General features: G+C 56.4%; 28 protein-coding genes and 1 tRNA gene. 25 read left to right on the forward strand and 4 right to left on the reverse strand.

The window, feature by feature from the left end:
* Positions 1-66: 66 nt before the first annotated feature.
* From PSH86_RS05000 to PSH86_RS05020, 5 genes are read left to right on the forward strand one after another with little or no spacing between them, the layout of a single operon-like run.
* Entirely contained in the window at positions 67-309 is a 243-nt protein-coding gene (locus tag PSH86_RS05000) for a helix-turn-helix domain-containing protein (RefSeq protein WP_305488275.1), read from the forward strand.
* Complete coding sequence (locus PSH86_RS05005; RefSeq protein ID WP_305488278.1) at positions 306-1,631, forward strand: class I SAM-dependent DNA methyltransferase; 1,326 nt, start codon at positions 306-308, stop codon at positions 1,629-1,631. The genes PSH86_RS05000 and PSH86_RS05005 overlap by 4 nt, the downstream gene beginning before the upstream one ends.
* Positions 1,615-3,852, forward strand: a complete 2,238-nt coding sequence (locus PSH86_RS05010; protein ID WP_305488281.1) for a sensor histidine kinase — start codon at positions 1,615-1,617, stop codon at positions 3,850-3,852. The genes PSH86_RS05005 and PSH86_RS05010 overlap by 17 nt, the downstream gene beginning before the upstream one ends.
* Positions 3,853-3,854: 2 nt before the next feature.
* Positions 3,855-4,481 (forward strand): hypothetical protein, encoded by a 627-nt coding sequence (locus PSH86_RS05015; protein ID WP_305488284.1) that lies wholly within the window; start codon positions 3,855-3,857, stop codon positions 4,479-4,481.
* Positions 4,482-4,484: 3 nt separating this feature from the next.
* Entirely contained in the window at positions 4,485-5,111 is a 627-nt protein-coding gene (locus PSH86_RS05020) for an HNH endonuclease (RefSeq protein WP_305488287.1), read from the forward strand.
* 619 nt (positions 5,112-5,730) lie between these two features.
* On the opposite strand, the gene PSH86_RS05025 is transcribed toward PSH86_RS05020, so the two are convergent.
* The 3 genes from PSH86_RS05025 to PSH86_RS05035 all read right to left on the reverse strand — a co-directional run bounded on the left by PSH86_RS05025 (position 5,731) and on the right by PSH86_RS05035 (position 6,971).
* Positions 5,731-6,135 (reverse strand): hypothetical protein, encoded by a 405-nt coding sequence (locus PSH86_RS05025; RefSeq protein ID WP_305488289.1) that lies wholly within the window; start codon positions 6,133-6,135, stop codon positions 5,731-5,733.
* Between the two features lie 97 nt (positions 6,136-6,232).
* Positions 6,233-6,562, reverse strand: a complete 330-nt coding sequence (locus PSH86_RS05030) for a hypothetical protein (protein ID WP_305488292.1) — start codon at positions 6,560-6,562, stop codon at positions 6,233-6,235.
* Positions 6,563-6,886: 324 nt separating this feature from the next.
* Positions 6,887-6,971, reverse strand: a tRNA-Leu gene (locus tag PSH86_RS05035).
* Positions 6,972-7,079: 108 nt separating this feature from the next.
* Here PSH86_RS05035 and queA point away from each other — a divergent pair.
* The 6 genes from queA to PSH86_RS05065 all read left to right on the forward strand — a co-directional run bounded on the left by queA (position 7,080) and on the right by PSH86_RS05065 (position 13,163).
* Positions 7,080-8,129: a tRNA preQ1(34) S-adenosylmethionine ribosyltransferase-isomerase QueA gene (gene queA / locus PSH86_RS05040; RefSeq protein ID WP_025211994.1), complete on the forward strand. Its 1,050-nt coding sequence runs from the start codon at positions 7,080-7,082 to the stop codon at positions 8,127-8,129.
* A 14-nt stretch (positions 8,130-8,143) separates the two neighbouring features.
* Positions 8,144-9,259, forward strand: a complete 1,116-nt coding sequence (gene tgt / locus PSH86_RS05045; RefSeq protein WP_249016457.1) for a tRNA guanosine(34) transglycosylase Tgt — start codon at positions 8,144-8,146, stop codon at positions 9,257-9,259.
* Positions 9,260-9,302: 43 nt separating this feature from the next.
* Positions 9,303-9,641, forward strand: a complete 339-nt coding sequence (gene yajC, locus PSH86_RS05050) for a preprotein translocase subunit YajC (protein WP_007916913.1) — start codon at positions 9,303-9,305, stop codon at positions 9,639-9,641.
* 63 nt (positions 9,642-9,704) lie between these two features.
* Positions 9,705-11,573 carry a protein translocase subunit SecD gene (gene secD / locus PSH86_RS05055; RefSeq protein WP_109753610.1) on the forward strand — a complete coding sequence of 623 codons (1,869 nt, stop codon included), beginning with the start codon at positions 9,705-9,707 and terminating at the stop codon, positions 11,571-11,573.
* A gap of 9 nt (positions 11,574-11,582) precedes the next feature.
* On the forward strand, positions 11,583-12,497 hold the full coding sequence (gene secF / locus PSH86_RS05060; RefSeq protein ID WP_109753611.1) for a protein translocase subunit SecF: 915 nt from the start codon (positions 11,583-11,585) through the stop codon (positions 12,495-12,497).
* Positions 12,498-12,614: 117 nt separating this feature from the next.
* Positions 12,615-13,163, forward strand: a complete 549-nt coding sequence (locus tag PSH86_RS05065) for a glycine zipper 2TM domain-containing protein (protein WP_109753612.1) — start codon at positions 12,615-12,617, stop codon at positions 13,161-13,163.
* 267 nt (positions 13,164-13,430) lie between these two features.
* Here PSH86_RS05065 and suhB read toward each other — a convergent pair whose 3' ends face one another.
* Complete coding sequence (suhB, locus tag PSH86_RS05070) at positions 13,431-14,249, reverse strand: inositol-phosphate phosphatase (RefSeq protein WP_003185165.1); 819 nt, start codon at positions 14,247-14,249, stop codon at positions 13,431-13,433.
* Between the two features lie 144 nt (positions 14,250-14,393).
* On the opposite strand from suhB, the gene trmJ reads away from it, so the two are divergent.
* The 14 genes from trmJ to PSH86_RS05140 all read left to right on the forward strand — a co-directional run bounded on the left by trmJ (position 14,394) and on the right by PSH86_RS05140 (position 25,231).
* Complete coding sequence (gene trmJ, locus PSH86_RS05075; RefSeq protein WP_305488296.1) at positions 14,394-15,164, forward strand: tRNA (cytosine(32)/uridine(32)-2'-O)-methyltransferase TrmJ; 771 nt, start codon at positions 14,394-14,396, stop codon at positions 15,162-15,164.
* A 1-nt stretch (position 15,165) separates the two neighbouring features.
* A complete protein-coding gene (gene cysE, locus PSH86_RS05080; RefSeq protein WP_109753614.1) occupies positions 15,166-15,942 on the forward strand; it encodes a serine O-acetyltransferase in 777 nt (258 codons plus the stop codon).
* Between the two features lie 262 nt (positions 15,943-16,204).
* A complete protein-coding gene (gene iscR / locus PSH86_RS05085; RefSeq protein WP_003185160.1) occupies positions 16,205-16,696 on the forward strand; it encodes a Fe-S cluster assembly transcriptional regulator IscR in 492 nt (163 codons plus the stop codon).
* A gap of 50 nt (positions 16,697-16,746) precedes the next feature.
* Positions 16,747-17,961 (forward strand): IscS subfamily cysteine desulfurase, encoded by a 1,215-nt coding sequence (locus PSH86_RS05090; RefSeq protein ID WP_109753615.1) that lies wholly within the window; start codon positions 16,747-16,749, stop codon positions 17,959-17,961.
* Between the two features lie 43 nt (positions 17,962-18,004).
* Positions 18,005-18,391 carry a Fe-S cluster assembly scaffold IscU gene (gene iscU / locus PSH86_RS05095; protein WP_003185157.1) on the forward strand — a complete coding sequence of 129 codons (387 nt, stop codon included), beginning with the start codon at positions 18,005-18,007 and terminating at the stop codon, positions 18,389-18,391.
* A 24-nt stretch (positions 18,392-18,415) separates the two neighbouring features.
* Positions 18,416-18,739, forward strand: a complete 324-nt coding sequence (gene iscA / locus PSH86_RS05100) for an iron-sulfur cluster assembly protein IscA (RefSeq protein ID WP_122568811.1) — start codon at positions 18,416-18,418, stop codon at positions 18,737-18,739.
* A gap of 8 nt (positions 18,740-18,747) precedes the next feature.
* Positions 18,748-19,269: a co-chaperone HscB gene (hscB, locus tag PSH86_RS05105; RefSeq protein WP_003197997.1), complete on the forward strand. Its 522-nt coding sequence runs from the start codon at positions 18,748-18,750 to the stop codon at positions 19,267-19,269.
* 50 nt (positions 19,270-19,319) lie between these two features.
* Complete coding sequence (hscA, locus tag PSH86_RS05110; RefSeq protein WP_116831517.1) at positions 19,320-21,182, forward strand: Fe-S protein assembly chaperone HscA; 1,863 nt, start codon at positions 19,320-19,322, stop codon at positions 21,180-21,182.
* A 3-nt stretch (positions 21,183-21,185) separates the two neighbouring features.
* Entirely contained in the window at positions 21,186-21,527 is a 342-nt protein-coding gene (gene fdx / locus PSH86_RS05115) for an ISC system 2Fe-2S type ferredoxin (RefSeq protein ID WP_092402602.1), read from the forward strand.
* Between the two features lie 13 nt (positions 21,528-21,540).
* The gene (iscX, locus tag PSH86_RS05120) at positions 21,541-21,741 is read left to right on the forward strand and encodes a Fe-S cluster assembly protein IscX (RefSeq protein ID WP_249016004.1); all 201 of its coding nucleotides are present in this window, start codon (positions 21,541-21,543) and stop codon (positions 21,739-21,741) included.
* An 88-nt stretch (positions 21,742-21,829) separates the two neighbouring features.
* Entirely contained in the window at positions 21,830-22,255 is a 426-nt protein-coding gene (ndk, locus tag PSH86_RS05125; RefSeq protein WP_042727994.1) for a nucleoside-diphosphate kinase, read from the forward strand.
* Positions 22,256-22,283: 28 nt separating this feature from the next.
* Positions 22,284-23,432, forward strand: coding sequence for a 23S rRNA (adenine(2503)-C(2))-methyltransferase RlmN (gene rlmN / locus PSH86_RS05130; protein ID WP_109753618.1), 1,149 nt, complete (start codon positions 22,284-22,286; stop codon positions 23,430-23,432).
* A gap of 12 nt (positions 23,433-23,444) precedes the next feature.
* The gene (gene pilW, locus PSH86_RS05135; protein WP_109753619.1) at positions 23,445-24,203 is read left to right on the forward strand and encodes a type IV pilus biogenesis/stability protein PilW; all 759 of its coding nucleotides are present in this window, start codon (positions 23,445-23,447) and stop codon (positions 24,201-24,203) included.
* Positions 24,203-25,231 carry a RodZ family helix-turn-helix domain-containing protein gene (locus tag PSH86_RS05140; protein ID WP_305488309.1) on the forward strand — a complete coding sequence of 343 codons (1,029 nt, stop codon included), beginning with the start codon at positions 24,203-24,205 and terminating at the stop codon, positions 25,229-25,231. Before pilW ends, PSH86_RS05140 begins: the two co-directional genes overlap by 1 nt.

Below are 25,231 nucleotides of genomic sequence, written 5' to 3' on the forward strand. Positions count from 1 at the left end.
TGCTCGCGCTAGGACAAAAAAAAGGGTAAATTTTGATATATACGTCAAAAATTATGAGTGTCTCTGATGGAAACGCTGTATGAGCTGGGCCAAGCAATCGCGAAACGCCGTCATCTCCTTGGAATCAAGCAGGGATACGTTGCGGGACGGGCCGGTATCACCCAGGAGTCTCTATCCCGTTTTGAAAGGGGACGCACTGCAGAATTCGGCACCAGAAAGTTAATCGCGGTACTTTCTGTTTTAGGAATGGAAATAAGACTTTCTGAAAAAAATCAAGCTTGTGAAGTTTCTGGGAAGGAGATCGCATGAGCGCTCAAGCAAATGGCGATAGCTTTCTAATTGCTGAAAAAACTTTGGCTTCACGTTCAAAGCATATAGAAACTAACTCTGTCGATGTGGTCGAATGTTGTCATGTTGATTCTGAAGCAATAAAGGAGGAAGAGGCTAGCCTCTTATCTTTCATGGGAGCGACGCAGAGGAAGCGTCAGGGAGTTTTTTTTACACCCGATGAGTTAGCTAGACTAGCGGCTTCTAAAATCGATTTTCGTATTGGCGGAACTGTTTTTGACCCGGCGTGCGGTACAGGAAACTTATTGCTTAAAGTTGCCGATAGTCTTAGTGCTAGCGGCTCATTAACGGAATGTCTGTATAGGTGGAATAAAAAGCTATACGGTTTGGATATTAATCAAGAATTTGTTCGGCTCGCGAGGAAAAAAATAGTAGGTCTGGCCATTTCTAAAGGGGCGCTTCCTACGTGTGGTTTGACACTAGCTGAAGCCATGGCTATGTTGAGTAATATTAGGGCGGGAGATTTTCTGGCAGAGTATTCAAGTTATGTAGGAGTTATAGATAATGTAATAATGAATCCGCCTTTTTGTCCAACGGATACACCAGAAGATATAAAGTGGACATCAGGAAAGTGCAATGCAGCTGCATTGTTTATGGCTTATGCAATTGATATTATGCCTGCGGGTGGGAAAATTGTAGGTATCCTGCCAGATGTCTTAAAAAGTGGCAGTCGATATGAGATTTGGAGGTCGGAAGTTTTTAATTCGCTCAATCCTATGGTTGAAGATTTTGGTAGCTTCCAAAAAGATGTGCAGATAGATGTGTTTGTGCTTAGCGGTACTAAGCCATTTGATCTGGCTTCGGCCTCTATTAGTAATTCTCAGTTAGCTCCAGAGCATTACCAAGTTTTAGAAGATAGGTTTCGCGTGAGTGTTGGGCCAGTTGTACCTCATCGAGATCCTTTAGTTGGTACGGAAGCACCGTTTGCACATGCTAAAATCCTTCCTCCATGGTCTACAGTAAATGTATTGGCCGAAAGAATACTCCATCCCGGACGAAAAATACCTTGCCCTTTTGTTGCGGTTAGAAGAACTTCAAGTCCGAAGGATAAGTTTCGTGTGGTTGGAACAATTGTAGACTGTGATGAAGCGGTCGCGGTTGAAAATCATATTATTGCAATATGCCCGGATGATGGAAGTATTGAATCTTGCATTTCCTTGCTTGATTTCTTTAAGTCCTCGCTTGTAAATGATTACATTAATTCTAAGATTAGATGCAGGCATTTAACCGTTGGGATTATAAAAGGATTACCAATAGGGGAATGGCATGAATATAAGGAATAGTTTAGGAGGCCACCCTTTTAGTGTTGAAGCGCGGGTTGCAATCCAGTTAGGTCGAGAAAGTATATCAAGCTCTCTCGTGGCTATTAATGAGTTGGTGAAGAATGCGTATGACGCGGATGCGGATGAAGTAGTAATTGAATTTAGTGGGCTTGATTCGGACAACCCTGTACTTACCGTCACCGATGACGGTGATGGGATGGATAAAGAGAGTCTATTAACCAGATGGATGCGGATTGGGACAACGCATAAATATGAAGTTGGGAAGAGCGCCAGGGAACGAGTGTATACCGGAGCTAAAGGGCTCGGACGCTTAGGTATTGATCGCCTATGTACTCGTTTAAATCTTTTTACGAAAACACAAGAAAGTCAAAAAATTTTTGAAGTTGATATTGATTGGAATAAATATAATTTAGTCAAGAGCGTTGAGTTGGATAGTGTCAGGCATGAAGTGTATGAGATCGATTCGGCGCGTATAGAAGAAAACTTTTTCCCAATTAAAGGTAAAAGCAAAGGCTCTCAATATATCCTTTCGGGTCTTAAGGATAAATGGGATGAAGAGTTTTTGTCTGATTTGCGAAAAGAGCTATCTCTATTAGTGTCTCCTTTTTCAAAGGCACTTGGTTTTAGGGTTAAATTTGATACCGGCGGTTTTCTGCCTGAGCTGGATGGGTATGTTGCTTCAGATCACTTCCTCGAAGCAGCCGAATGGCGCTTGGAGGCTGAGATTACTAACGACTCTAAGGTCTCAGTAACAATATACGACAGCAATGGAGAGGTAAGTCTAGCGCCAAAACCTGCGGATTGGGGGGATTGGATGAAGAATACGGAAAAAGCGCCACAGTGTGGACCCTTGACTTTTAGTGTTTATTTTATGCGCAATCTTTCCAGTAGAGAAGTGGATACAAATAAATTTAAGCCTAAAGAAATTCGGGCATTTTTGAAAAGTAATCAGGGTGTACGAGTCTATAGAGACAATTTTAGAGTCAAGCCATATGGGGAGCCTAGCGGCGACGGCGACTGGCTCGGCCTCGCGATGCGGCGGGTAGTTAACCCTGAAAGTATCACTATGGAAAATTGGAAGATAGGCTATAACCAAGTCGTAGGTGCGGTCTTCATTGGTAGAGAGGCAAATCCTAATCTGGTTGACCAAACAAACAGAGAAGGATTAACTGAAACTCCAGCTTATTTTCAGTTGCGGAAATTTTCCCTCAAATGTATAGAGCTTTTTGAAAAGCACATTCAAGCTCACGCACTAGCGGAAAAGCAACTAAGGCCACAGAAAATTGTTTTGTCTGAAGTGCTTGATGAAAGTGCTAGCGCATACAAAGATGTACTGGAGAGAATAGGAAAGCTGAAGGATAGCTCTGTAGATGTTGAGATAAAGAAACAGTTGGAGGTGATTGAGTCGACTCTCGCAGAAGAGAATCAACGAACAGCTTTTGTAAAGGGGCGTATGGATCAGTTAGAGGCTGAAAAAGACACCCTCGCCAATTTAGCATCTTTAGGGATTTTGTCTGTGTCTTTTGGGCACGAGACCCTGGCTGCTATATCTAATGCGATTACAAATGGAGCTTTGCTTCGGAGTAAGGTAGTTGAAGGCTTTTTCATGCTGCCTCAGGATGTAGTGGATTTTGCTAATAGGCGATTCGATTCAATTGAAAAGTCTTTAAACTACATTAAAGTTTTCGGTAATTTTTCTTTGGGTAACGTTAAGCGCGATAAGCGAAATAGGCGCGTTATTGATCTGTCCGTCGTCGTTGCTAACGTGCTTAGCAGCTTTGATGAAATGTTGGATAAGAGAAAAATCAAAGTCAGTTTTAATGATGTAACACCAGCCGGGTTGAAGATTAAGGCGTATGAAATTGATTGGGAAAGCATATTTGCTAATCTTATAACAAACTCTTGTTGGGCATTATCTGATACTCCGGCTGAGCATAGGAGGATTAATATTAAGCTGAGTCTCGAGGAGGATGTGGGTGTCATAGAATTTGAAGATAGTGGGTGCGGAATAGAGGCTGGTGTAGAAAATCATGTGTTTAAAGCAACGTTCTCAACGAAGCGAAATAGAAAGGGAGATACAGTTGGAACCGGGATGGGGCTTTCTATTGTACGAACTTTCGTAGAGGAACACTCAAAGGGTACTATCGTATTGGCACCCAAGGGGGACTTAGGTGGGGCTCGCTTCTGGATTAAAGTGCCGTCGATTAATACAGGGATTTAATTGTGAAGATTTTTTTTGTTGATGAAGACGATGATCAGCGTGAAACTTATAGCTTGATGCTACAGGAATGCTTTCCAAAGGATCCGACATCGCCGGTGGTCGTGGGTATTCCTCCAAGGCCAAAGTTAAGTGATATGAGGTTTTTGGTAGAGGACGAGGATGTAGTCAGTATCGTGCTTGATGAACAGTTGAAAGAGTCGGGGGTGGCGACTTATTTAGGAATTGAGTTGGCAGAGTATCTCAGAGGGCTAAATAAGAAGATTCCAATTTATATACTAACTAGCTATCCTCATTCTGAAGAGCTGTCTGAAGGGGAGATGAAAGTGGAAGATATATTAAGTAAGCAAGATCTGCCTGAAAGAAAAGATATTGTAGGCGCTCGCGTGCTGAGAAGAATCGATAGTTTTCTTGACGTTTTAACTGAGAGGGAGGTTCGCTTTGAGTCGTTGCTAAGGAAGTCAATAGGCTCTAGTCTCGATGATGATGAGAAGCGAGAGTTTGTTGAGTTGGACTATTTGCGCTCCGCTCCATTTGAAGTTGATGAGATTTATAGTGATGAAAGGCTAAAGATGCTTGATGCGCTTGAAAGAAAAATTCAGGAAATTGAAAGCAACTTTAAGAAGAATTAAAGTATGACATTTTTTCCTAAAATTGTGCGTTGCGAAAAATACACAGTTAAAGAATGTGGTAGTTATCATGGTTATGCTTACTATAAGGACCAAATTCACATAGACTGTCAATATCGATGTGTTTATTGTGATATTAAATTGGATGAGTGCGGTCATGAGGGGTTTGCTCTGGATCACTTTAGGCCGCAAGAGAAATTTCCGGATTTAAAGAATGATCCTAAGAATTTAGTCGTCGCTTGCTCTAAGTGTAACAGAAGTAAGTCCTCCCACTGGCCTGTGGATATAAAATTGGAAGTGACTTATTTGGATGAGATGGGATTTATTGATCCCTTTGAACACAACAGGCTTGACTTTTTTTGTGTGGAGTTAAGTGGGGTGCTCGTTCCGAAAAGGAGTCCGTCAAAATATTTAATTAAATTACTTGGTTTGAATCGTCCAAGTAGGGTAGTTGTAAGGAGAAATCGTCAGTTGCAACGTAGAATTGATGATTTAATCGTATCTGCGGAAGCGATTATTAATGAGGTGATTCAGAGTGGCGAAATGACAGAGTCATCTTGGCGTAAGCTGGAGTCTGCTAAAGTTGCGATTAGCGGTGTACGGCAGCTACGTCAAGAAATTTCTAATACGTGATGTTGGCTGATGTCGTTAAGCTAAGTTTTGTAAGGTTTTATAAAAACAGTTGTCATAAATTTGTGGAAGGTGACGTGTTTTGGAGATTGAGAAAGGAGTGGGAAATATTGTTAACATCGCGCAAATAATCTCTAAACATCATAGCTGGAGCATGAAGCCCTTTCATCGTTAGTACAGCACTAAAATCCGCAGCTAACCGCCCCAGTTCCCCTAACACAGTATCCGTCCCACCAACCGCCCCGGCACCAAATCCGAGCACCGATCAATTCTCGCCCTGAATCCCCAGACATATTAGGAGAAAGGGACCGATTATTTACAAGTCAATCCGAGGTGGATCGCGCCGTAGCAGAGTTAAATCCCCATGGGCGTTGCCCCAGTGGGGGCCTCAGTCCAGCTTGAGTGACCTACGAATTCGATGTGCAAATAGCTCAGAGACTTCTGGGATGATCACGGACAAGCTGTGGGCGGGTCATCGTCCGAGCCTCAATAGTGTTTAACGGTCAGCGATCAGAACTGAATTGGGACGGATTGTTTTCATCGGCCGAAATGTTCGATTCACTTCTCTTAGGCGTCTGTCTTTGTGCGAACGGGCCCGTCATGGCTGACGTTAACAGCCACTTCAGCTTTTGAAATCCGACAAAACAAACGAAGTGTAACTTGTAAGATAAACCTCAACCTTCTCCAACGAAGGCATCACCTCGCTACACGACTCGGTGCGCTCCCCGTCAGCCTCCCGAATCAGGCTAGCGGTATATCCGCCTTCAACCCGCCGCAGGGTGCCAACATATTTAACTGAACGACCCTGTTCGTCACTCAACGACGTCGCGATCAGGTCCTTCTCCGGCAAGGCTTGCTCCATTCGCGTCATCAGTGCTTTACGCTTCGTCGCGTAATCCTTCGCGGCGAGTGCGCCGACAATCGCGACGGCGATCCAGAAGAGCATTTCCAGGTTGCTCACCATCCGCCGTTTCGCTTCATGGGTTTCGGTTAGCCAACTGCCTATCGCTGTGATGATGTCGTCCATGAATTACCTGCGTAGGAGCGTGTTTTGCCTGTAAGGCTGCAACGCGGAGCGTCGCGGGATGCGTTACCACGCGGAGCGTGGGAACGAGCGCTGGGGTTTATAGAATATCTTTCACATAACTGTTAAGCGCGATGAGCGGAGCGTAAAGATCATCCAGTTTCTGCACTGCGTTGAAATCCGCAGCCAAACGATGCAGCTCTCGGCCCAGCACTGTATCCACCCCACCAATCGCTCCCAACGCTAAATCCAGGCATCGTCCGATTTCGCCCTGAATCCCAGCCACATCGTCCCGGCGTATCAACAACTCAAAAACCTCACGGTCGCAACTGCCCATCAACGGATCATCCCGCAGAATCGGGCTGTGGCCTTCCGTCTCATAAGCCAGCTTGAGCGAGTAAAGAGCGACCGTTTCCAGCAGCAATTCCATGGGGTGAAATCCTTTGTGACTGGGTGAGGAGGGCGGAGTTGGGTTGATGGTTTATGCCTTGGCCGTGGCAACTCGGAGTATCGGTGGGGGTAGTGACTTTTTTGTGAGCGCTTTGCGCTCAAGCGGGAGCAAGCTCCCTCGCCACGGGTTCTTACTGGTCACAGATTCTTCCGTGCCACAGGTTTGGTATTTGGGGCCGCTTCGCGGCCCAGCGGGGATAAATCCCCTCGCCACAAAGGGGGCGGGGATCGGCTGAGGTCACGGCCAACCCACTTTCCTACAGACGAAAAAAAAGACCTTGAATTTCAAGGTCTTTCTTTAAGATGGTGCCCCGAGGGAGACTCGAACTCCCACTCCTTTCGAAAACGGATTTTGAATCCGCCGCGTCTACCAATTCCGCCATCAGGGCTCAATGGCGGCGAAGTATAGAGAGGTGACTACCGTTGGTCAATCACGTTTCATGGTGAATTTTTGATAATTCCGCTAGACTTTCCGGCCCTGCTAGACGAACCCCATCATGCGTGTTGCTGACTTTACCTTCGAACTCCCGGATTCGCTGATCGCTCGCCACCCTCTGGCCGAGCGTCGCGCCAGTCGACTGTTGACCCTGGACGGGGTCAGCGGTGCCATGGCTCACCGTCAATTCACTGATTTGCTTGAGCATTTGCGCCCGGGCGATTTGATGGTGTTCAACAATACCCGGGTGATTCCGGCGCGGTTGTTTGGCCAGAAGGCCTCCGGCGGCAAGCTGGAGATTCTGGTGGAGCGGGTGCTGGACAGTCATCGGGTGCTGGCCCATGTGCGGTCGAGCAAGTCGCCCAAGCCGGGTTCGTCGATTTTGATCGACGGCGGTGGCGAGGCGGTGATGGTGGCGCGGCATGATGCGTTGTTCGAGCTGGAATTTGCCGAAGAGGTGTTGCCGCTGCTCGACCGTGTCGGGCACATGCCGTTGCCTCCTTATATAGACCGCCCGGACGAAGGTTCGGACCGTGAGCGTTATCAGACCGTGTACGCCGAGCGCTTGGGGGCGGTGGCGGCGCCGACGGCGGGGCTGCATTTTGATCAGCCGTTGTTGGAGGCGATTGCCGCCAAGGGCGTGGAGACGGCGTTCGTGACGTTGCACGTCGGTGCCGGCACGTTCCAGCCAGTGCGTGTGGAGCGTATCGAAGACCATCACATGCACAACGAATGGCTGGAAGTGAGCCAGGAAGTGGTCGATGCCGTGGCGGCTTGTCGCGCCCGCGGTGGTCGGGTGGTGGCGGTGGGGACCACCAGCGTGCGCTCCCTGGAAAGCGCTGCCCGCGATGGCGTGCTCAAGCCGTTCAGTGGTGACACCGACATCTTTATCTACCCGGGCCGGCCGTTTCATGTGGTCGATGCCCTGGTCACCAATTTTCATTTGCCCGAATCCACGCTGTTGATGCTGGTTTCGGCGTTCGCCGGTTATCCCGAAGCCATGGCCGCCTACAAGGCCGCCGTCGAGCATGGATACCGCTTTTTCAGCTACGGTGATGCGATGTTCATCACCCGTAACCCCGCGCCACGCGGACCCGAGGAAACAGTATGAGTCGCACCTGTCGCATGTCCTTCGAGTTGCTCGCCACCGATGGCAAGGCTCGTCGCGGTCGTCTGACCTTCCCCCGCGGTACCGTGGAAACCCCGGCGTTCATGCCGGTGGGCACCTACGGTACGGTCAAGGGCATGCTGCCGCGTGACATCGAGGCGATTGGCGCGGAGATCATCCTCGGTAATACCTTCCACCTGTGGCTGCGCCCGGGCATGGAAGTGATCAAGGCCCACGGTGACTTGCACGATTTCATGCAGTGGAAAGGTCCGATCCTGACCGACTCCGGCGGCTTCCAGGTGTTCAGCCTCGGTGCCATGCGCAAGATCAAGGAGGAGGGCGTGACCTTCGCTTCTCCGGTGGACGGCGCCAAGGTGTTCATGGGGCCGGAAGAGTCGATGCAGGTCCAGCGTGACCTGGGCTCGGACATCGTGATGATTTTTGACGAATGCACGCCGTACCCGGCCGATGAAGACGTCGCGCGGGTGTCCATGGAGCTGTCGTTGCGCTGGGCCCAGCGTTCGAAGAATGCCCATGGCGAGAACACCGCGGCGCTGTTCGGCATCGTCCAGGGCGGCATGCACCGCGACCTGCGCATGCGCTCCCTCGAAGGCCTCGACAAGATCGGCTTCGACGGCCTGGCCATTGGCGGTTTGTCGGTGGGCGAACCCAAGCACGAAATGATCAAGGTGCTCGATTACCTGCCGGGCCAGATGCCCGCTGACAAACCTCGTTACCTTATGGGCGTTGGCAAACCGGAAGATCTGGTTGAGGGTGTGCGCCGCGGGGTGGACATGTTCGATTGCGTGATGCCAACCCGTAATGCCCGCAATGGGCATCTGTTCATCGACACTGGCGTGCTGAAGATCCGTAACGCGTTCCATCGCCATGATGATTCGCCGCTGGATCCGACCTGCGATTGCTACACCTGCCAGAACTTCTCCCGCGCTTATCTGCATCATTTGGACAAGTGCGGCGAAATGCTCGGCAGTATGCTCAATACCATCCACAATTTGCGCCATTATCAGGTGCTTATGGCTGGTTTGCGCGAGGCTATCCAACAGGGTACATTGGCCGCCTTTGTCGAGGCCTTCTATGCCAAGCGCGGGTTGCCTGTACCGCCCTTGGACTGAGTTTTCCGATCCCTAGATTCAATACTTGCAACTGGAGTGCTAAATGAGCTTTTTTATCTCTAATGCCATGGCTGACGCGGCTGCACCTGCTGCTGCCGGCCCTATGGGCGGCGGTTTCGAGTGGATTTTCCTGGTCGGCTTCCTGGTCATCTTCTACCTGATGATCTGGCGTCCACAGGCCAAGCGCGCCAAAGAGCAGAAGAACCTGCTGAGCAGCCTGCAAAAGGGCGATGAAGTGGTCACCACCGGCGGCATCGCTGGCAAGATCACCAAAGTGGCCGATGACTTCGTGGTCCTGGAAGTGTCCGACACTGTTGAAATGAAGTTCCAGAAGGGCGCTATCGCGGCCACGCTGCCAAAAGGCACGCTGAAAGCGATCTAAGTAACAACTTCTATTCAATCGACGGGGCGCGCAAGGCGCCCCGCGTCATAAGCGGGCGGCGTGATGCTGAACAAATACCCTCTGTGGAAATATGTACTGATCCTGGCGGTGCTGGCGGTCGGTCTGATTTATTCCGCTCCCAATCTATACCCGGATGACCCGGCCATTCAGGTCAGTGGCGCAAGCACTGCGCTGCAGGTCACCCAGGCCGATCTGGACCGTGCGAGCGCTGCGCTCAAGGCGTCCAATATCGAGGTCAAGGCTGCGTCCATCGCCGAAAACGGCAAGGGCGGCCTGTTGCGCCTGGTCAAGGCGGAAGACCAACTGCCAGCCAAGGACGTGGTGCGCAAGGCGTTGGGCGACGATTACGTCGTAGCCCTGAACCTGGCCCAGACCACTCCGCAATGGTTGCGCAAGCTTGGCGCGCATCCGATGAAGCTGGGCCTGGACTTGTCCGGCGGTGTGCACTTCCTGCTGGAAGTGGACATGGAAAAAGCCCTCGACGCGCGGATGAAAGTCTACGAAGGCGACGTCAAGAGCCTGTTGCGCAAAGAGCGCCTGCGTTATCGCAGCCTGCCGCAACTCGACGGTGCCATCCAGCTGGGCTTCAGCGACACCGATACCCGCGAGCAGGCCCGTGCGCTGATTCGCAAGAACTTCAACGATTTCGACATTGTGCCGGCCGACCTCAATGGTCAGGCGGTGCTGCGTCTGGCGATGACCCCGGCCAAGCTGGCGGAAATCCGCGAATACTCCATCAAGCAGAACTTGACCACGGTGCGTAACCGCGTCAACGAGCTGGGTGTGGCCGAGCCGATCGTGCAGCGCCAGGGCGCCAACCGCATCGTGGTTGAGCTGCCAGGCGTGCAGGACACCGCCGAAGCCAAGCGTATCCTCGGCAAGACCGCCAACCTGGAATTCCGCCTGGCCGCTGAGCCGGGTGCTTCCAAGGCCACTTCCGAGAGCTTCGAGTTCCGTGAAGGCGGGCGTCCGGCGGCGCAGATCGAGCGTGGCCTGATCATCACCGGTGACCAGGTAACCGACGCCCAGGCGGGCTTCGACGAGCAGGGTCGCCCACAGGTGAACATTCGCCTGGACGGCCATGGCGGCGAACTGATGAGCCGCGCCACGCGCAGCAACGTCGGGCGCAGCATGGCGGTGATCTTCATCGAGCAGAAGCCGACCACCACTTACACCAAGCAAGTGGTCGACGGTGTCGAGAAAGACGTCGCGGTGCAGACCTTCAAGGAAGAGAAGAAGATCATCAGCCTGGCGACCATCCAGTCGCCGTTGGGCAGCCAGTTCCGCATCACCGGCCTGAACGGCCAGGGTGAATCCTCGGAGCTGGCCCTGCTGCTGCGTGCCGGTGGTCTGGCCGCGCCGATGTACTTCGCCGAAGAGCGCACCATTGGCCCGAGCCTGGGTGCCGACAACATCACCAAGGGTATCGATGCTTCGCTGTGGGGCATGCTGTTCGTGTCGCTGTTCATCATCGCCATCTACCGCTTCTTCGGCATCATCGCCACCGTCGCGCTGGCGGTGAACATGGTGATGCTGCTGGCGCTGATGTCGCTGCTGGGGGCTACGCTGACCCTGCCCGGTATCGCCGGTATCGTATTGACCATGGGTATGGCGGTGGACGCCAACGTGCTGATCTTCTCGCGGATACGTGAAGAGATCGCCGCGGGCATGTCGATCCAGCGGGCAATCAACGAAGGCTTCGGCCGGGCATTCACCGCGATCCTCGACGCCAACCTGACCACGTTGCTGGTGGGCGGGATTCTCTTCGCCATGGGCACCGGCCCGGTCAAGGGCTTCGCAGTGACCATGTCCCTCGGGATCTTTACCTCGATGTTCACGGCCATCATGGTGACCCGCGCAATGGTCAACCTGATCTTTGGCGGTCGTGACTTCAAGAAGTTGTGGATTTAAGGGGCTGCCATGTTACGTACAATCAACTTCATGGGCGTTCGCAACGTTGCGTTCGGCGTCACATTGTTCCTTACCGTACTGGCGTTGTTCAGCTGGTTCCACAAGGGCCTGAACTACGGCCTGGACTTCACCGGCGGTACGCTCATCGAGCTGACCTACGAGCGTCCGGCCGACGTCACCAAGGTGCGTGAGCAACTGGCGACGTCGGGCTACAGCGATGCCATCGTGCAGAGCTTCGGTGCGACTACCGACCTGCTGGTGCGCATGCCGGGTGAAGACCCGCAGTTGGGCCACCAGGTGGCCGAAGCCTTGCAGAAGGCTGGCGGCGACAACCCGGCCCAGGTCAAGCGCGTCGAGTTCGTCGGCCCGCAGGTGGGTGAAGAGCTGCGCGACCAGGGCGGCCTCGGCATGCTGATGGCGCTGGGCGGCATCCTGATCTACCTGGCCTTCCGCTTTCAGTGGAAGTTCGCGGTGGGCGCCATTGTCTCGCTGATCCACGACGTGATCGTGACCGTGGGCATCCTGTCGTTCTTCCAGATCACCTTCGACCTGACGGTGCTGGCGGCGGTGCTGGCGATCATCGGCTACTCGCTCAACGACACCATCGTGGTGTTCGACCGGGTGCGTGAGAACTTCCGTGTGCTGCGCAAGGCTTCGCTGATCGAGAACATCAACATCTCGACCACCCAGACCCTGCTGCGGACCATGGCGACGTCGATCTCCACCTTGCTGGCGATTGCCGCGCTGCTGTTCTTTGGTGGCGATAACCTGTTCGGTTTCTCCATCGCACTGTTTGTCGGTGTGTTGGCGGGTACTTACTCGTCGATCTACATCGCCAACGTGGTGCTGATCTGGCTGAACCTGAGCACCGAGGACCTGATTCCTCCCGCGGCCACCGAAACGGAAGTGGACGACCGCCCGTAAGGCTTGTCGCTCCATCCGTCACTGCTGAAAAGGCGCGAGTTGAACTCGCGCCTTTTTTTGTGCTCCAAGGCTGGGAGAAGCGCGGATTAATCCGCTTGTGATGGTCAGGAGGTTCAAGTGAACAAATCGATGCTGGTTGGTGCGGTATTGGGTGCTGTCGGTGTAACTGCCGGTGGTGCGGTCGCGACCTACAGCTTGGTAAAAAGTGGCCCTGAGTATGCGCAAGTATTGGCCGTGGAACCGGTCAAGACCCAGATCAAGACCCCGCGTGAAGTGTGCAAGGACGTCACCGTGACTCGGCAGAAGCCAGTCCAGGACCAACACCAGATCGCCGGCACCGTGATCGGCGCCCTGGCCGGTGGACTGTTGGGTAACCAGGTCGGCGGCGGCACCGGCAAGAAAATCGCCACCGTGGCAGGTGCAGCCGGCGGCGGTTATGCCGGTAACAAGATTCAGGAAGGCATGCAGGAACGCGACACCTACACCACCACCCAGACTCGCTGCAACACGGTGAATGACATCAGCGACAAGGTTGTGGGCTACGACGTTCGCTACATGCTCGACGGCAAGGAAGGCAAGGTCCGTATGGACCGTGACCCGGGCAACCAGATCCCGGTGAACAAGGAAGGCCAGCTGATCCTGGGGCAGAACGAACCGGCTCAGTGATCCATCCGCTATGAAAAAAGCACCCTTCGGGGTGCTTTTTTTATGCCCGCATTTTATGGCTCATCCCTCAAATATCCTGTGAAATGGTTGTGGGAGCAAAGCTTGCTCGCGATGCAGTGGCGCACTCAACAGAGAGGCCACCTGACCCACCGCCATCGCGAGCAAGCTTTGCTCCCACAGTCTTTGCTCCCACAGTGGTTCGGCTGTGGCAAAATCCAGGCATAAAAAAAAGCACCCCGAAGGGTGCTTTTTTCTGTAGCCGGTTGCTTAGCGCTTCAGCGAAGCCGGCAAGTGCGGCTGGATAGCTGTCAGCACAGCCTTGAAGCATTTGGTGTTGCCGGCAACGATGTGGCCTTTTTCAAGGAAGTCGTGGCCGCCGGTGAAGTCGCTCACCAAGCCACCGGCTTCCTGGATCAGCAGGGCGCCTGCGGCCATGTCCCACTCGGACAGGCCCGATTCCCAGAACGCATCGAAACGGCCAGCCGCCACGTAGGCCAGGTCCAGGCTCGCAGCGCCGGCGCGGCGGATGCCGGCGGTCTGACCGACCAGGGCGCGGAACATGCCCAGGTAGTTATCCAGGTTATCCATCTGGTCGTCACGGAACGGGAAACCGGTACCCAGCAGGGCGCCGTCCAGGCTGGTGCGGCCGCTGACGCGCAGGCGACGACCGTTCAGTTGGGCGCCACGGCCACGGCTGGCGGTAAATTCTTCCTGGCGAACCGGGTCCAGCACGACGGCGTGTTCCAGGCGGCCGCGGTATTTGCAGGCGATGCTGACAGCGAAGTGAGGAATGCCGCGCAGGAAGTTGGTGGTGCCGTCCAGCGGATCGATGATCCACAGGTACTCTTCGCCTTCGATGCCCGTACCGGCGTGCATGCCGGTCTCTTCACCGAGGATCGAGTGGTTCGGGTAAGCCTTGCGCAGGGCGTCGACGATTTTTTGCTCGGCGGCGCGATCAACCTCGGACACGTAGTCCTTGGCGTCTTTTTCATCGACCTTGATGGTATCCAGGCGCTCGATGGAGCGGAAGATCAGTTCACTGGCGCTGCGGGCGGCGCGCAGCGCGATATTCAGCATGGGCTGCATGGATGTGTCACCTAAGGTTGTTAAAGAAAGCCGCGCATTCTATCAGAAAGTTTTCCGAGGAGAAGGTTGGTGTTCGCTTTCATAGCTTAACGGTAGGTGCTTATGTAAGATTTGCTCCCTTTATCGTGTTCGAGAGCGCCTCCCTTGTTGCAGAACATTCGTGTCGTCCTGGTCAATACCAGCCATCCGGGTAACATCGGCGGAGCTGCGCGGGCCATGAAGAACATGGGCTTGTCGCGGCTGGTGCTGGTCGAACCGCGCCTGTTTCCCCATCACGAGGCCGATGCCCGTGCCTCCGGCGCCGACGACATCCTTGCCAATGCCCAGGTCGTCGCCACCCTGGAAGACGCCCTGGTGGGGTGCAACCTGGTGCTAGGCACCAGCGCCCGCGACCGCCGCATTCCGTGGCCGCTGCTCGACCCCCGCGAATGCGGGACCAAAGTGGTCGAGGAAGCCGCGCAAGGCTTTGAAATCGCCCTGATGTTCGGCCGTGAAGACTCCGGCCTGACCAACGACGAGCTGCAGCGATGTCACTTTCACGTGCATATCCCTTCCGACCCCGAGTTCAGTTCCTTGAACCTCGGGGCGGCGGTGCAGGTGTTGAGCTATGAAGTGCGCATGGCCTGGCTGGCGGCTGAAGGGCAGCCCAGCAAGGTCGAAAAAACCGAAGTCACGTCGCCGCGCAGTGAGACAATGGCGACCATGGACGAACTGGAGCGATTCTATGAGCACCTGGAGCAGACCCTGGTGGACATCGAGTTCCTCGACCCGGAAAAGCCGCGACACTTGATGGCGCGCCTGCGTCGGTTGTACGGACGAAGCTCGGTGAGCCGGGCGGAGATGAATATATTGCGCGGCATCCTCACGGAAACCCAGAAGGCGGCCCGTGGCGAGCTGATTAAGCGGAAGAAATAAAATGTTCGAACGTTTGCGTGAAGATATCCAAAGTGTTTTCCATCGTGACCCGGCGGCGCGCAATGCCTTTGAAGTGCTGACCTGCTATCCCGGGATGCACGCGATCTGGATCCATCGTTTGTCCGGCGCCTTGTGGAACATGGGTTGGAAGTGGCTGGCGCGGCTGGTGTCGAACTTCGGCCGTTGGCTGACCGGGATCGAGATCCATCCCGGGGCCAAGGTCGGTCGCCGGTTCTTCATCGACCACGGCATGGGCATCGTCATCGGCGAAACCGCCGAGATCGGCGATGACGTGACCCTGTACCAGGGCGTGACCCTCGGCGGCACCAGTTGGAACAAGGGCAAGCGCCACCCGACCCTGGAAGACGGCGTGGTGGTGGGCGCCGGCGCCAAGGTGCTCGGGCCGTTCACGGTAGGGGCGGGGGCGAAAGTCGGCTCCAACGCCGTGGTCACCAAGGCGGTGCCGCCTGGCGCGACCGTGGTCGGTATTCCGGGGCGGATCATCGTCAAGTCCGATGACGAGCAAGACGCCCGGCGCAAGGCCATGGCCGAGAAGATCGGCTTCGACGCCTACGGTGTCGGCGAAGACATGCCCGACCCGGTGGCCCGAGCCATCAACCAGTTGCTCGATCACCTGCAAGCCGTCGATGGGCGCCTGGAGGGGATGTGTGGGGCCCTGAAGGAGCTGGGGAGTAATTACCGTGCCAAGGATCTGCCTGAACTGCGCGAGGAAGATTTCGCGTGTGTGAAGGACAAGGATGAGACTCAGGCCAGCTGAGCCGAGGCGCCTGCATCGCGGGCAAGCCTTGCTCCCACAAAACCTTGCCCCACAGGAGTCCTGTTTCGCAGGCGTCCTGTGGGAGCAAAGCTCGCTCGCGATGAACGATAACGCGGTATAGCTGGTCGTTAGTCGCCTACCTTTGCTATCATGCGCGCGCTCTTTCGCGGGTAAACCCGAGTAACCCACTAGGTCTTATACTTGACTTAAATACTCGGGAATTGCATACTCGCCCCCATTCCGAACTCCGTGGTAATTGTCCATGCGACTGACTACAAAAGGCCGATACGCCGTGACCGCGATGCTGGATCTGGCATTGCACGCGCAGCACGGGCCGGTGTCCCTGGCCGATATCTCCGAGCGCCAGGGCATTTCCCTGTCTTATCTTGAGCAGCTGTTCGCCAAGCTGCGCCGTAGCAACCTGGTTTCCAGCGTTCGCGGCCCGGGTGGCGGCTACCAGCTGTCGCGCGACATGCAGGGCATCCAGGTTGCCCAGGTGATCGATGCGGTGAACGAATCGGTCGATGCGACCAAATGCCAGGGCCTTGGCGACTGCCATGGCGGCGATACTTGCCTGACCCACCACTTGTGGTGCGACCTCAGCCTGCAGATCCACGAATTTCTGAGCGGTATCAGCTTGGCTGACCTTGTAACTCGCCGTGAGGTGCAAGAAGTAGCCCAGCGTCAGGACCAGCGCCGTTGCAATAGCAAGGCGCCGCACCTGGACAAGATTGAAGCGTCCGCCGTCGAATGACCGCCGCAGAGCAAGCGGAACGCCAGCCAGCCTGATTTAGGAGAGAGTCCATGAAATTGCCGATTTACCTTGATTACTCCGCGACCACCCCGGTTGATCCGCGTGTCGCGCAAAAAATGAGTGAATGCCTGCTGGTCGACGGAAACTTCGGTAACCCGGCGTCCCGCTCCCACGTGTTCGGCTGGAAAGCCGAAGAGTCGGTCGAAAACGCCCGTCGCCAGGTCGCCGACCTGGTCAACGCCGACCCGCGTGAAATCGTCTGGACCTCCGGTGCCACCGAGTCCGACAACCTGGCAATCAAGGGTGTCGCGCACTTCTATCACACCAAGGGCAAGCACCTGATCACCTCCAAGATCGAGCACAAGGCTGTCCTGGACACCATGCGCCAACTGGAGCGTGAAGGCTTCGAAGTCACCTACATCGAGCCGGGTGAAGACGGCATCATCACTCCAGCCATGGTCGAAGCCGCGCTACGCGACGACACCATCCTGGTTTCGATCATGCACGTGAACAACGAAATCGGCACCGTCAACGACATCGCGGCCATCGGCGAACTGACCCGTTCCAAGGGCATCCTGTTCCACGTCGACGCGGCGCAGTCCACCGGCAAGGTCGCGATCGACCTGTCGCAGCTGAAAGTCGACCTGATGTCGTTCTCCGCCCACAAGACCTACGGTCCTAAAGGCATCGGCGCCCTGTACGTCAGCCGCAAGCCGCGCGTTCGCCTCGAAGCGACCATGCACGGCGGCGGTCACGAGCGTGGCATGCGTTCCGGCACCCTGGCGACCCACCAGATCGTCGGCATGGGCGAAGCCTTCCGCGTGGCCAAGGAAGACATGGCTGCGGAGAACGTGCGCATCAAGGCCCTGAGTGACCGTTTCTTCAAGCAGGTCGAGCACCTGGAAGAGCTTTACGTCAACGGCAGCATGATCGCCCGCGTACCGCACAACCTGAACCTGAGCTTCAACTATGTTGAAGGCGAGTCGCTGATCATGGCACTCAAGGATCTGGCCGTGTCGTCCGGTTCGGCGTGCACCTCGGCATCCCTTGAGCCTTCGTACGTACTGCGCGCCCTGGGCCGCAACGACGAACTGGCCCACAGCTCGATCCGCTTCACCTTCGGCCGCTTCACCACCGAAGAAGAAATCGATTACGCCGCGCAGAAAGTCTGCGAGGCCGTCACCAAGCTGCGCGCTCTGTCGCCGCTGTGGGACATGTACAAAGACGGCGTCGACATTTCGAAAATCGAGTGGGCGGCGCACTGAAGAAGTCGCCACCAGAGCGACTCACTGATGAGGATTGAAGCAAATGGCATATAGCGAAAAGGTCATCGACCACTACGAGAACCCGCGCAACGTCGGCAAGATGGACGCGCAGGATCCTGATGTTGGCACCGGCATGGTCGGCGCCCCGGCGTGCGGCGACGTCATGCGCCTGCAGATCAAGGTCAACGAGCAAGGCATCATCGAAGATGCCAAGTTCAAGACCTACGGCTGTGGTTCCGCCATCGCGTCCAGCTCCCTGGCCACCGAGTGGATGAAGGGCAAGACCCTTGATGAGGCCGAAACCATCAAGAACACCCAGCTGGCTGAAGAACTGGCCCTGCCGCCCGTGAAGATCCACTGCTCGGTACTCGCCGAAGACGCCATCAAGGCCGCCGTTCGCGATTACAAGCAGAAGAAAGGCTTGATCTGATCTGTGCACAGGTAAGGAGTTTCCATGGCTATCCAGATGACAGAAGCGGCAGCTAAGCATATCCAGCGCTCCCTCGCGGGGCGCGGCAAGGGCGAGGGTATCCGCCTGGGTGTTCGCACCACGGGCTGCTCTGGTCTTGCCTATGTGCTGGAATTCGTCGACGAAGTGGGCGAAGACGATCAGGTATTCGAGAGTCATGGTCAGAAAGTGATCATCGACCCGAAAAGCCTGACGTACCTGGACGGCACCGAGCTGGATTTCGTCAAGGAAGGGTTGAACGAAGGCTTCAAGTTCAACAACCCCAACGTACGCGGTGAATGTGGCTGCGGCGAAAGCTTCAACATCTGAGGCGGCTTGTGGGTACTCCCTGTCATTTTGCTTTGTTCCAGATGCAGCCTGCGTTCCAGCTGGATCTCGACCAGTTATCCGCGCGTTACCTGGAATTGGCCCGTGGTGTCCACCCGGACCGTTTTGCTGACGCCTCCGAAGCTGAACAGCGGCGGGCGCTCGAGCAGTCTGCGAACCTCAACGAGGCCTACCAGACGCTCAAGAGTCCTGCCAAGCGCGCGCGTTACCTGCTCGCCATCAGCGGTCATGAGTTGCCCCTGGAAGTCACGGTCCACGATCCCGAGTTTCTTTTGCAGCAGATGCAATGGCGCGAAGAGCTCGAAGACCTGCAGGACAGCGCCGACCTGGCCGGTGTCGCGGTATTCAAGCGCCGCTTGAAAGACGCCCAGCACACATTGAACGAAAGCTTCGCAGCCTGCTGGAACGATGCCGCGCAACGCGAACAGGCCGAACGCCTGATGCGGCGCATGCAGTTCCTCGACAAGCTCACCTATGAAGTGCGCCAGCTCGAAGAGCGCCTCGACGATTAACCCAGTGCCGCTCCGGTCGCACGCCTGATTACAGATAAGTCCTGATTACGATGGCCCTACTGCAGATCGCCGAACCCGGCCAAAGTCCACAACCGCACCAGCGTCGCCTGGCTGTCGGGATCGACTTGGGTACCACCAATTCCCTGGTCGCTGCCTTGCGCAGCGGTCTTTCCGAACCGTTGGCCGACGAGCAGGGGCGGGTGATCCTGCCTTCCGCCGTGCGTTATCACGCCGATCGCGTCGAAGTGGGCGAGTCGGCCAAGCTGGCCGCCGCTACCGATCCGCTGAACACCATTGTCTCGGTCAAGCGCTTGATGGGTCGTGGTCTGTCCGACGTCAAGCAATTGGGCGATCAACTGCCGTACCGCTTCGTTGGCGGTGAATCCCACATGCCGTTCATCGAAACCGTGCAGGGTCCGAAAAGCCCGGTAGAGGTTTCCGCCGATATCCTCAAGGTGTTGCGCCAGCGTGCCGAAGCGGCGTTGGGCGGTGAGCTGGTGGGCGCGGTCATTACCGTCCCGGCCTATTTCGATGACGCCCAGCGCCAGGCCACCAAGGATGCCGCCAAGCTGGCCGGCTTGAACGTGCTGCGCCTGCTCAACGAGCCGACCGCCGCTGCGGTGGCGTACGGCCTCGACCAGCACGCCGAAGGCCTCGTAGCTATCTACGACCTGGGCGGCGGTACCTTCGATATCTCTATTCTGCGCCTGACCGGCGGAGTCTTCGAAGTCCTGGCTACCGGTGGCGACAGTGCCCTGGGCGGCGATGACTTCGATCACGCCATTGCTGGCTGGATCATCGAGCAAGCGGGCCTGTCCGCCGATCTCGATCCGGGTGCCCAGCGTCACTTGCTGCAAACCGCCTGCGCGGCCAAGGAAGCCTTGACCGACGCTGCGACGGTTGAAGTCGTCTACGGCGACTGGAAAGCCTCGCTGACCCGTGAAGCCTTCGATGCCCTGATCGAACCCATGGTCGCCCGCAGCCTCAAGGCTTGCCGCCGGGCCGTGCGCGATTCCGGCGTGGAGCTGGAAGACGTCAAGGCCGTGGTCATGGTCGGTGGTTCAACCCGCGTGCCTCGGGTTCGCGAAGCCGTTGCCGAGGCCTTTGGCCGCCAGCCGCTGACCGAAATCGACCCAGACCAAGTGGTCGCCATCGGCGCCGCGATCCAGGCCGATACCCTCGCCGGTAACAAGCGCGATGGTGGCGAGCTGCTGTTGCTCGACGTGATTCCGCTGTCCCTGGGCCTGGAAACCATGGGCGGGCTGATGGAAAAGGTGATTCCACGCAACACCACCATCCCCGTTGCCCGCGCCCAGGACTTCACTACTTATAAAGACGGCCAGTCGGCGATGATGGTCCACGTGCTGCAAGGCGAGCGTGAACTGATCAGCGACTGCCGTTCCCTGGCGCGCTTCGAATTGCGCGGCATCCCACCGATGGTGGCCGGTGCGGCGAAGATTCGCGTGACCTTCCAGGTCGATGCCGATGGCCTGCTCAATGTCTCCGCTCGCGAACTGGGTTCGGGCGTCGAGGCGAGCATCCAGGTCAAGCCGTCCTACGGCCTGACCGACGGCGAAATCGCCAAGATGCTCAAGGATTCCTTCCAGCACGCCAGCGACGACAAGGTGGCCCGCGTGCTGCGCGAGCAGCAGGTCGACGCCCAGCGCCTGATCGAAGCCGTGCAAGGTGCCCTTGAAGCCGACGGCGAGCGCTTGCTCGACGCCGAAGAGCGCATGGTCATCGAGCTGCAAATGCAGGAACTGTCCGAATTGATCAAGGGCACCGATGGTTATGCCATCGAGCAGCAGACCAAGCGTCTGTCGCAAGTCACCGATGCCTTTGCTGCCCGCCGCCTGGACTCGACGGTGAAAGCCGCCCTGGCGGGGCGCAACCTGAATGAAATCGAGGAGTAACTGATGCCGCAGGTGATTTTTCTGCCCCACGAGAAGTTCTGCCCGGAGGGCATGGTCGTGGAGGCTGAGCCCGGGATTTCCATTCTCGAGCTGGCCCATGAGCATCACATCGAGATGGAAAGTGCCTGTGGTGGCGTCTGTGCGTGCACCACCTGTCATTGCATTATTCGTGAGGGCTTCGATTCGCTGGAAGAAGCGGATGAGTTGGAGGAAGATTTCCTCGATAAGGCCTGGGGCCTGGAAGCCCAATCGCGGCTGGGCTGCCAAGCCATCGTCGGTACCGAAGACCTGACCGTCGAAATCCCGAAATATTCGCTTAACCATGCGGCTGAAGCGCCGCACTGATGGTGACACTGTCATGAGCTATGGTTGGACTGATGTACAACGCATCGCAGAAGAACTGGCCGAAGCCAAGCCGGGCGTGGACCCGAAAGCTGTGAATTTTGTCGATTTGCAGCGCTGGATCATGGAACTACCCGATTTCGATAATACCTCTGGCCGTTGTGGCGAGAAGGTCCTGGAGGCTGTCCAACAGCTCTGGATCGACGAAATCGACTGATCGACCTGGCAGGTTAGGCAATACCCCTGAACCCGCGTATAATTCGCGGGTTTAATTTTTCGCAAATTACCGTTTCTGGAGTTACACCATGGCTGTTCAACGTACTTTCTCCATCATCAAGCCTGACGCCGTTGCTAAAAACGTGATCGGCAAGATCGTTACCCGTTTCGAAGACGCTGGCCTGCGCGTTGTAGCTTCGAAAATGAAGCAACTGTCCAAAGCCGAAGCCGAAGGCTTCTACGCTGAGCACAGCGAGCGCGGTTTCTTCGGTGAACTGGTTGCCTTCATGACTTCCGGTCCGGTTGTCGTTCAGGTGCTGGAAGGCGAAAACGCTATCGCTCGCAACCGTGAGCTGATGGGCGCTACCAACCCTAAAGAAGCCGCTGCCGGTACCATCCGCGCTGACTTCGCCGAGTCGATCGACGCCAATGCCGTCCACGGTTCGGACTCCGAAGCCGCTGCCGCTCGCGAAATCGCTTACTTTTTCTCCGCTACTGAAGTAACCACTCGCTAAGCCCAGGCTTTTGAGTGAAGGTGAATCCATGACTACATCGAACGGCAAAACCAACCTGTTGGGCCTGACCCAGCCGGAAATGGAGAAATTCTTCGACTCGATCGGGGAGAAGCGTTTCCGTGCCGGCCAGGTGATGAAATGGATTCACCACTTTGGCGTCGACGACTTCGACGCCATGACGAATGTCGGCAAGGCCCTGCGCGAAAAGCTCAAGGCTGTTGCCGAGATTCGCGGCCCCGAAGTGGTCAGCGAGGACATCTCCAGCGACGGCACCCGTAAGTGGGTGGTGCGCGTGGCGTCCGGCAGCTGCGTCGAGACCGTCTACATTCCCCAGGGCAAACGCGGCACCTTGTGCGTTTCGTCCCAGGCAGGCTGTGCCCTGGATTGCAGTTTCTGCTCCACCGGCAAGCAAGGCTTCAACAGCAACCTCACCGCCGCCGAAGTGATCGGCCAGGTGTGGATTGCCAACAAATCCTTTGGCAGCGTCCCGGCGACCGTCGACCGTGCCATCACCAACGTGGTGATGATGGGCATGGGTGAGCCGCTGCTGAATTTCGACAACGTCATCGCCGCCATGCACCTGATGATGGATGACCTGGGCTATGGCATCTCCAAGCGCCGGGTGACCCTGTCCACCTCGGGCGTGGTGCCGATGATCGATGAGCTGGCCAAGCACATCGACGTCTCCCTGGCGTTGTCGCTGCACGCACCCAACGACGCATTGCGTAACCAATTGGTGCCGATCAACAAGAAGTATCCGCTTAAGATGCTGCTGGAGTCGTGCCAGCGCTACATGTCGTCCCTGGGCGAAAAGCGCGTGCTGACCATCGAATACACGCTGCTCAAGGACGTGAACGACAAGGTCGAGCACGCGGTCGAGATGATCGAGTTGCTCAAGAACATCCCGTGCAAGATCAACCTGATCCCGTTCAACCCGTTCCCGCATTCCGGTTACGAGCGTCCGAGCAACAACGCGATTCGTCGCTTCCAGGATCAGCTTCACCACGCTGGCTTCAACGTCACCGTGCGCACCACCCGCGGCGAAGACATCGACGCCGCTTGTGGCCAATTGGTAGGACAGGTGCTGGATCGCACCCGTCGCAGCGAGCGCTACATTGCCGTGCGTGAGTTGAACGCCGCGGATGATGCGGTGCAAAACGCTGCGAACAGTCACTAAGAGAGGAACTCTATGTCCCTGCGCTTCGCGCTCGTTTTGCTGTTGGCCGGCCTTTGTTCCGGTTGTGTCCTGTCGGGTGACTACAACCCGATGAAGACCAGCAAAGGGCGCGACGAGGCACGTGTGGCCTATGTGCAACTGGGCATTGGTTACTTGCAGCAGGGCATGACCGAGCGGGCCAAGGTCCCGCTCAAGAAAGCCCTGGAGCTGGACAGTTCCGACGCCGATGCCAATGCGGCCCTGGCCCTGGTGTTCCAGGCCGAGATGGAGCCGGAACTGGCTGACGAACATTTTCGCAAGGCGCTGTCGGCCCGGCCTCAGGATGCACGGATCCTGAACAACTACGGCAGTTTTCTTTACGAGCAGAAACGCTACAAGGAAGCCTACGAGCGCTTCGAGCAGGCTGCCGCCGACACCCTTTATCCTGAGCGCTCGCGGGTTTTCGAAAACCTCGGCATGACGGCTGCGCAGCTCGGCCAACGCGACCTGGCGCGCCAGCAGTTGGAAAAAGCGCTGCGGCTCAACCGCCAGCAACCGCGGGCACTGCTGGAAATGGCTGAGTTGTCTTACGAAGACAGGCATTATGTGCCCGCACGTGACTACTACGAGCGTTTTAGCCTGCTGAGCGAGCAAAATGCACGTAGTCTATTGCTCGGCGTTCGGCTGGCACATGTGTTTGAAGATCGCGACAAGGCTGCAAGTTACGGCCTGCAACTCAAAAGACTCTATCCCGGTACGCCGGAATATCAGCAATACCTGTCGGAGCAATGATGAAAGCGGCGCATCCCGAAGTTGTAGCAGCGACTCGCGTAAATCCCGGTGAGACCCTGCGTCAAGCCCGCGAAAGCAATGGTTGGTCGCTGGCCGAAGTGGCCCTCAAGCTCAATCTCACCGCGGCTTCCCTGGGCAACCTGGAAGCGGGCGCGTTCGACAAGCTGCCGGGGCATACCTTCGCCCGGGGCTATATCCGTGCCTATGCCAAATTGCTCGGCATGGACCAGACCGTGCTGGTCCAGCAATTCGATCAATACACCGGTTCCGATGCCCAGGGCAGCAGCGTGCACAGCCTGGGTCGCATCGAAGAGCCGGTTCGCGTTTCCCACACCATTTTGCGAATCGTCAGCCTGTTGCTGCTGATCGCGGTGATTGGTGGTGGTTTTGTCTGGTGGCAGGACCAGGCTTCCTTGCGCAACAAGGAGCCGGTCGCCTTGAACCCTGAGCATGTCGAGGTCGAGGGTGCCGACGGCACCACCCAGATCCATCCGCTGGACGAGCCGGAAGACCAGGCGGTCGTCGAAGGCCAGACCGAAGGCGAAACTGCCCTGGCGTTGCCACAGAGCCCGGATGCCGCCGATGCCGAGGCGGGCGCCGAGCCGGCTGTTCCAGCCCCTGCGCCCGCAGCGCCAGTTGCACCGGGCACTGGCAGCGCACCGATTGCCACGGCACCTGCCGCACCGACCGCGTCAGCGCCAAACGTCGCTGCGCCGACGACCCACACCGCGCCAGCCGCGCCAGTCGTTCCGGCAGCGCCAGTGGTTCCGGTGGCGCCTGCCGCAGGTGAAGGCCAGGTACAGATTCAGTTTGTCGCCGACTGCTGGACGCAGATCACCGACGGCAACGGCAAGGTGCTGTTCAGTGGCCTCAAGCGCAAGGGCGACAGCACTTCCATCAACGGCAAGCCACCCTTTGCCGTACGCCTGGGTTATGCCCGTGGCGCGCAGGTCAGCTACAACGGCCAGCCGGTCGATGTGGCTCCGTTCACCAGTGGCGAGACCGCTCGCCTGAAGTTGGGTCAATAA

Origin of the sequence: Pseudomonas sp. FP2300 (assembly GCF_030687595.1) — a bacterium.
Taxonomy (GTDB): Bacteria; Pseudomonadota; Gammaproteobacteria; order Pseudomonadales; family Pseudomonadaceae; genus Aquipseudomonas; species Aquipseudomonas bijieensis.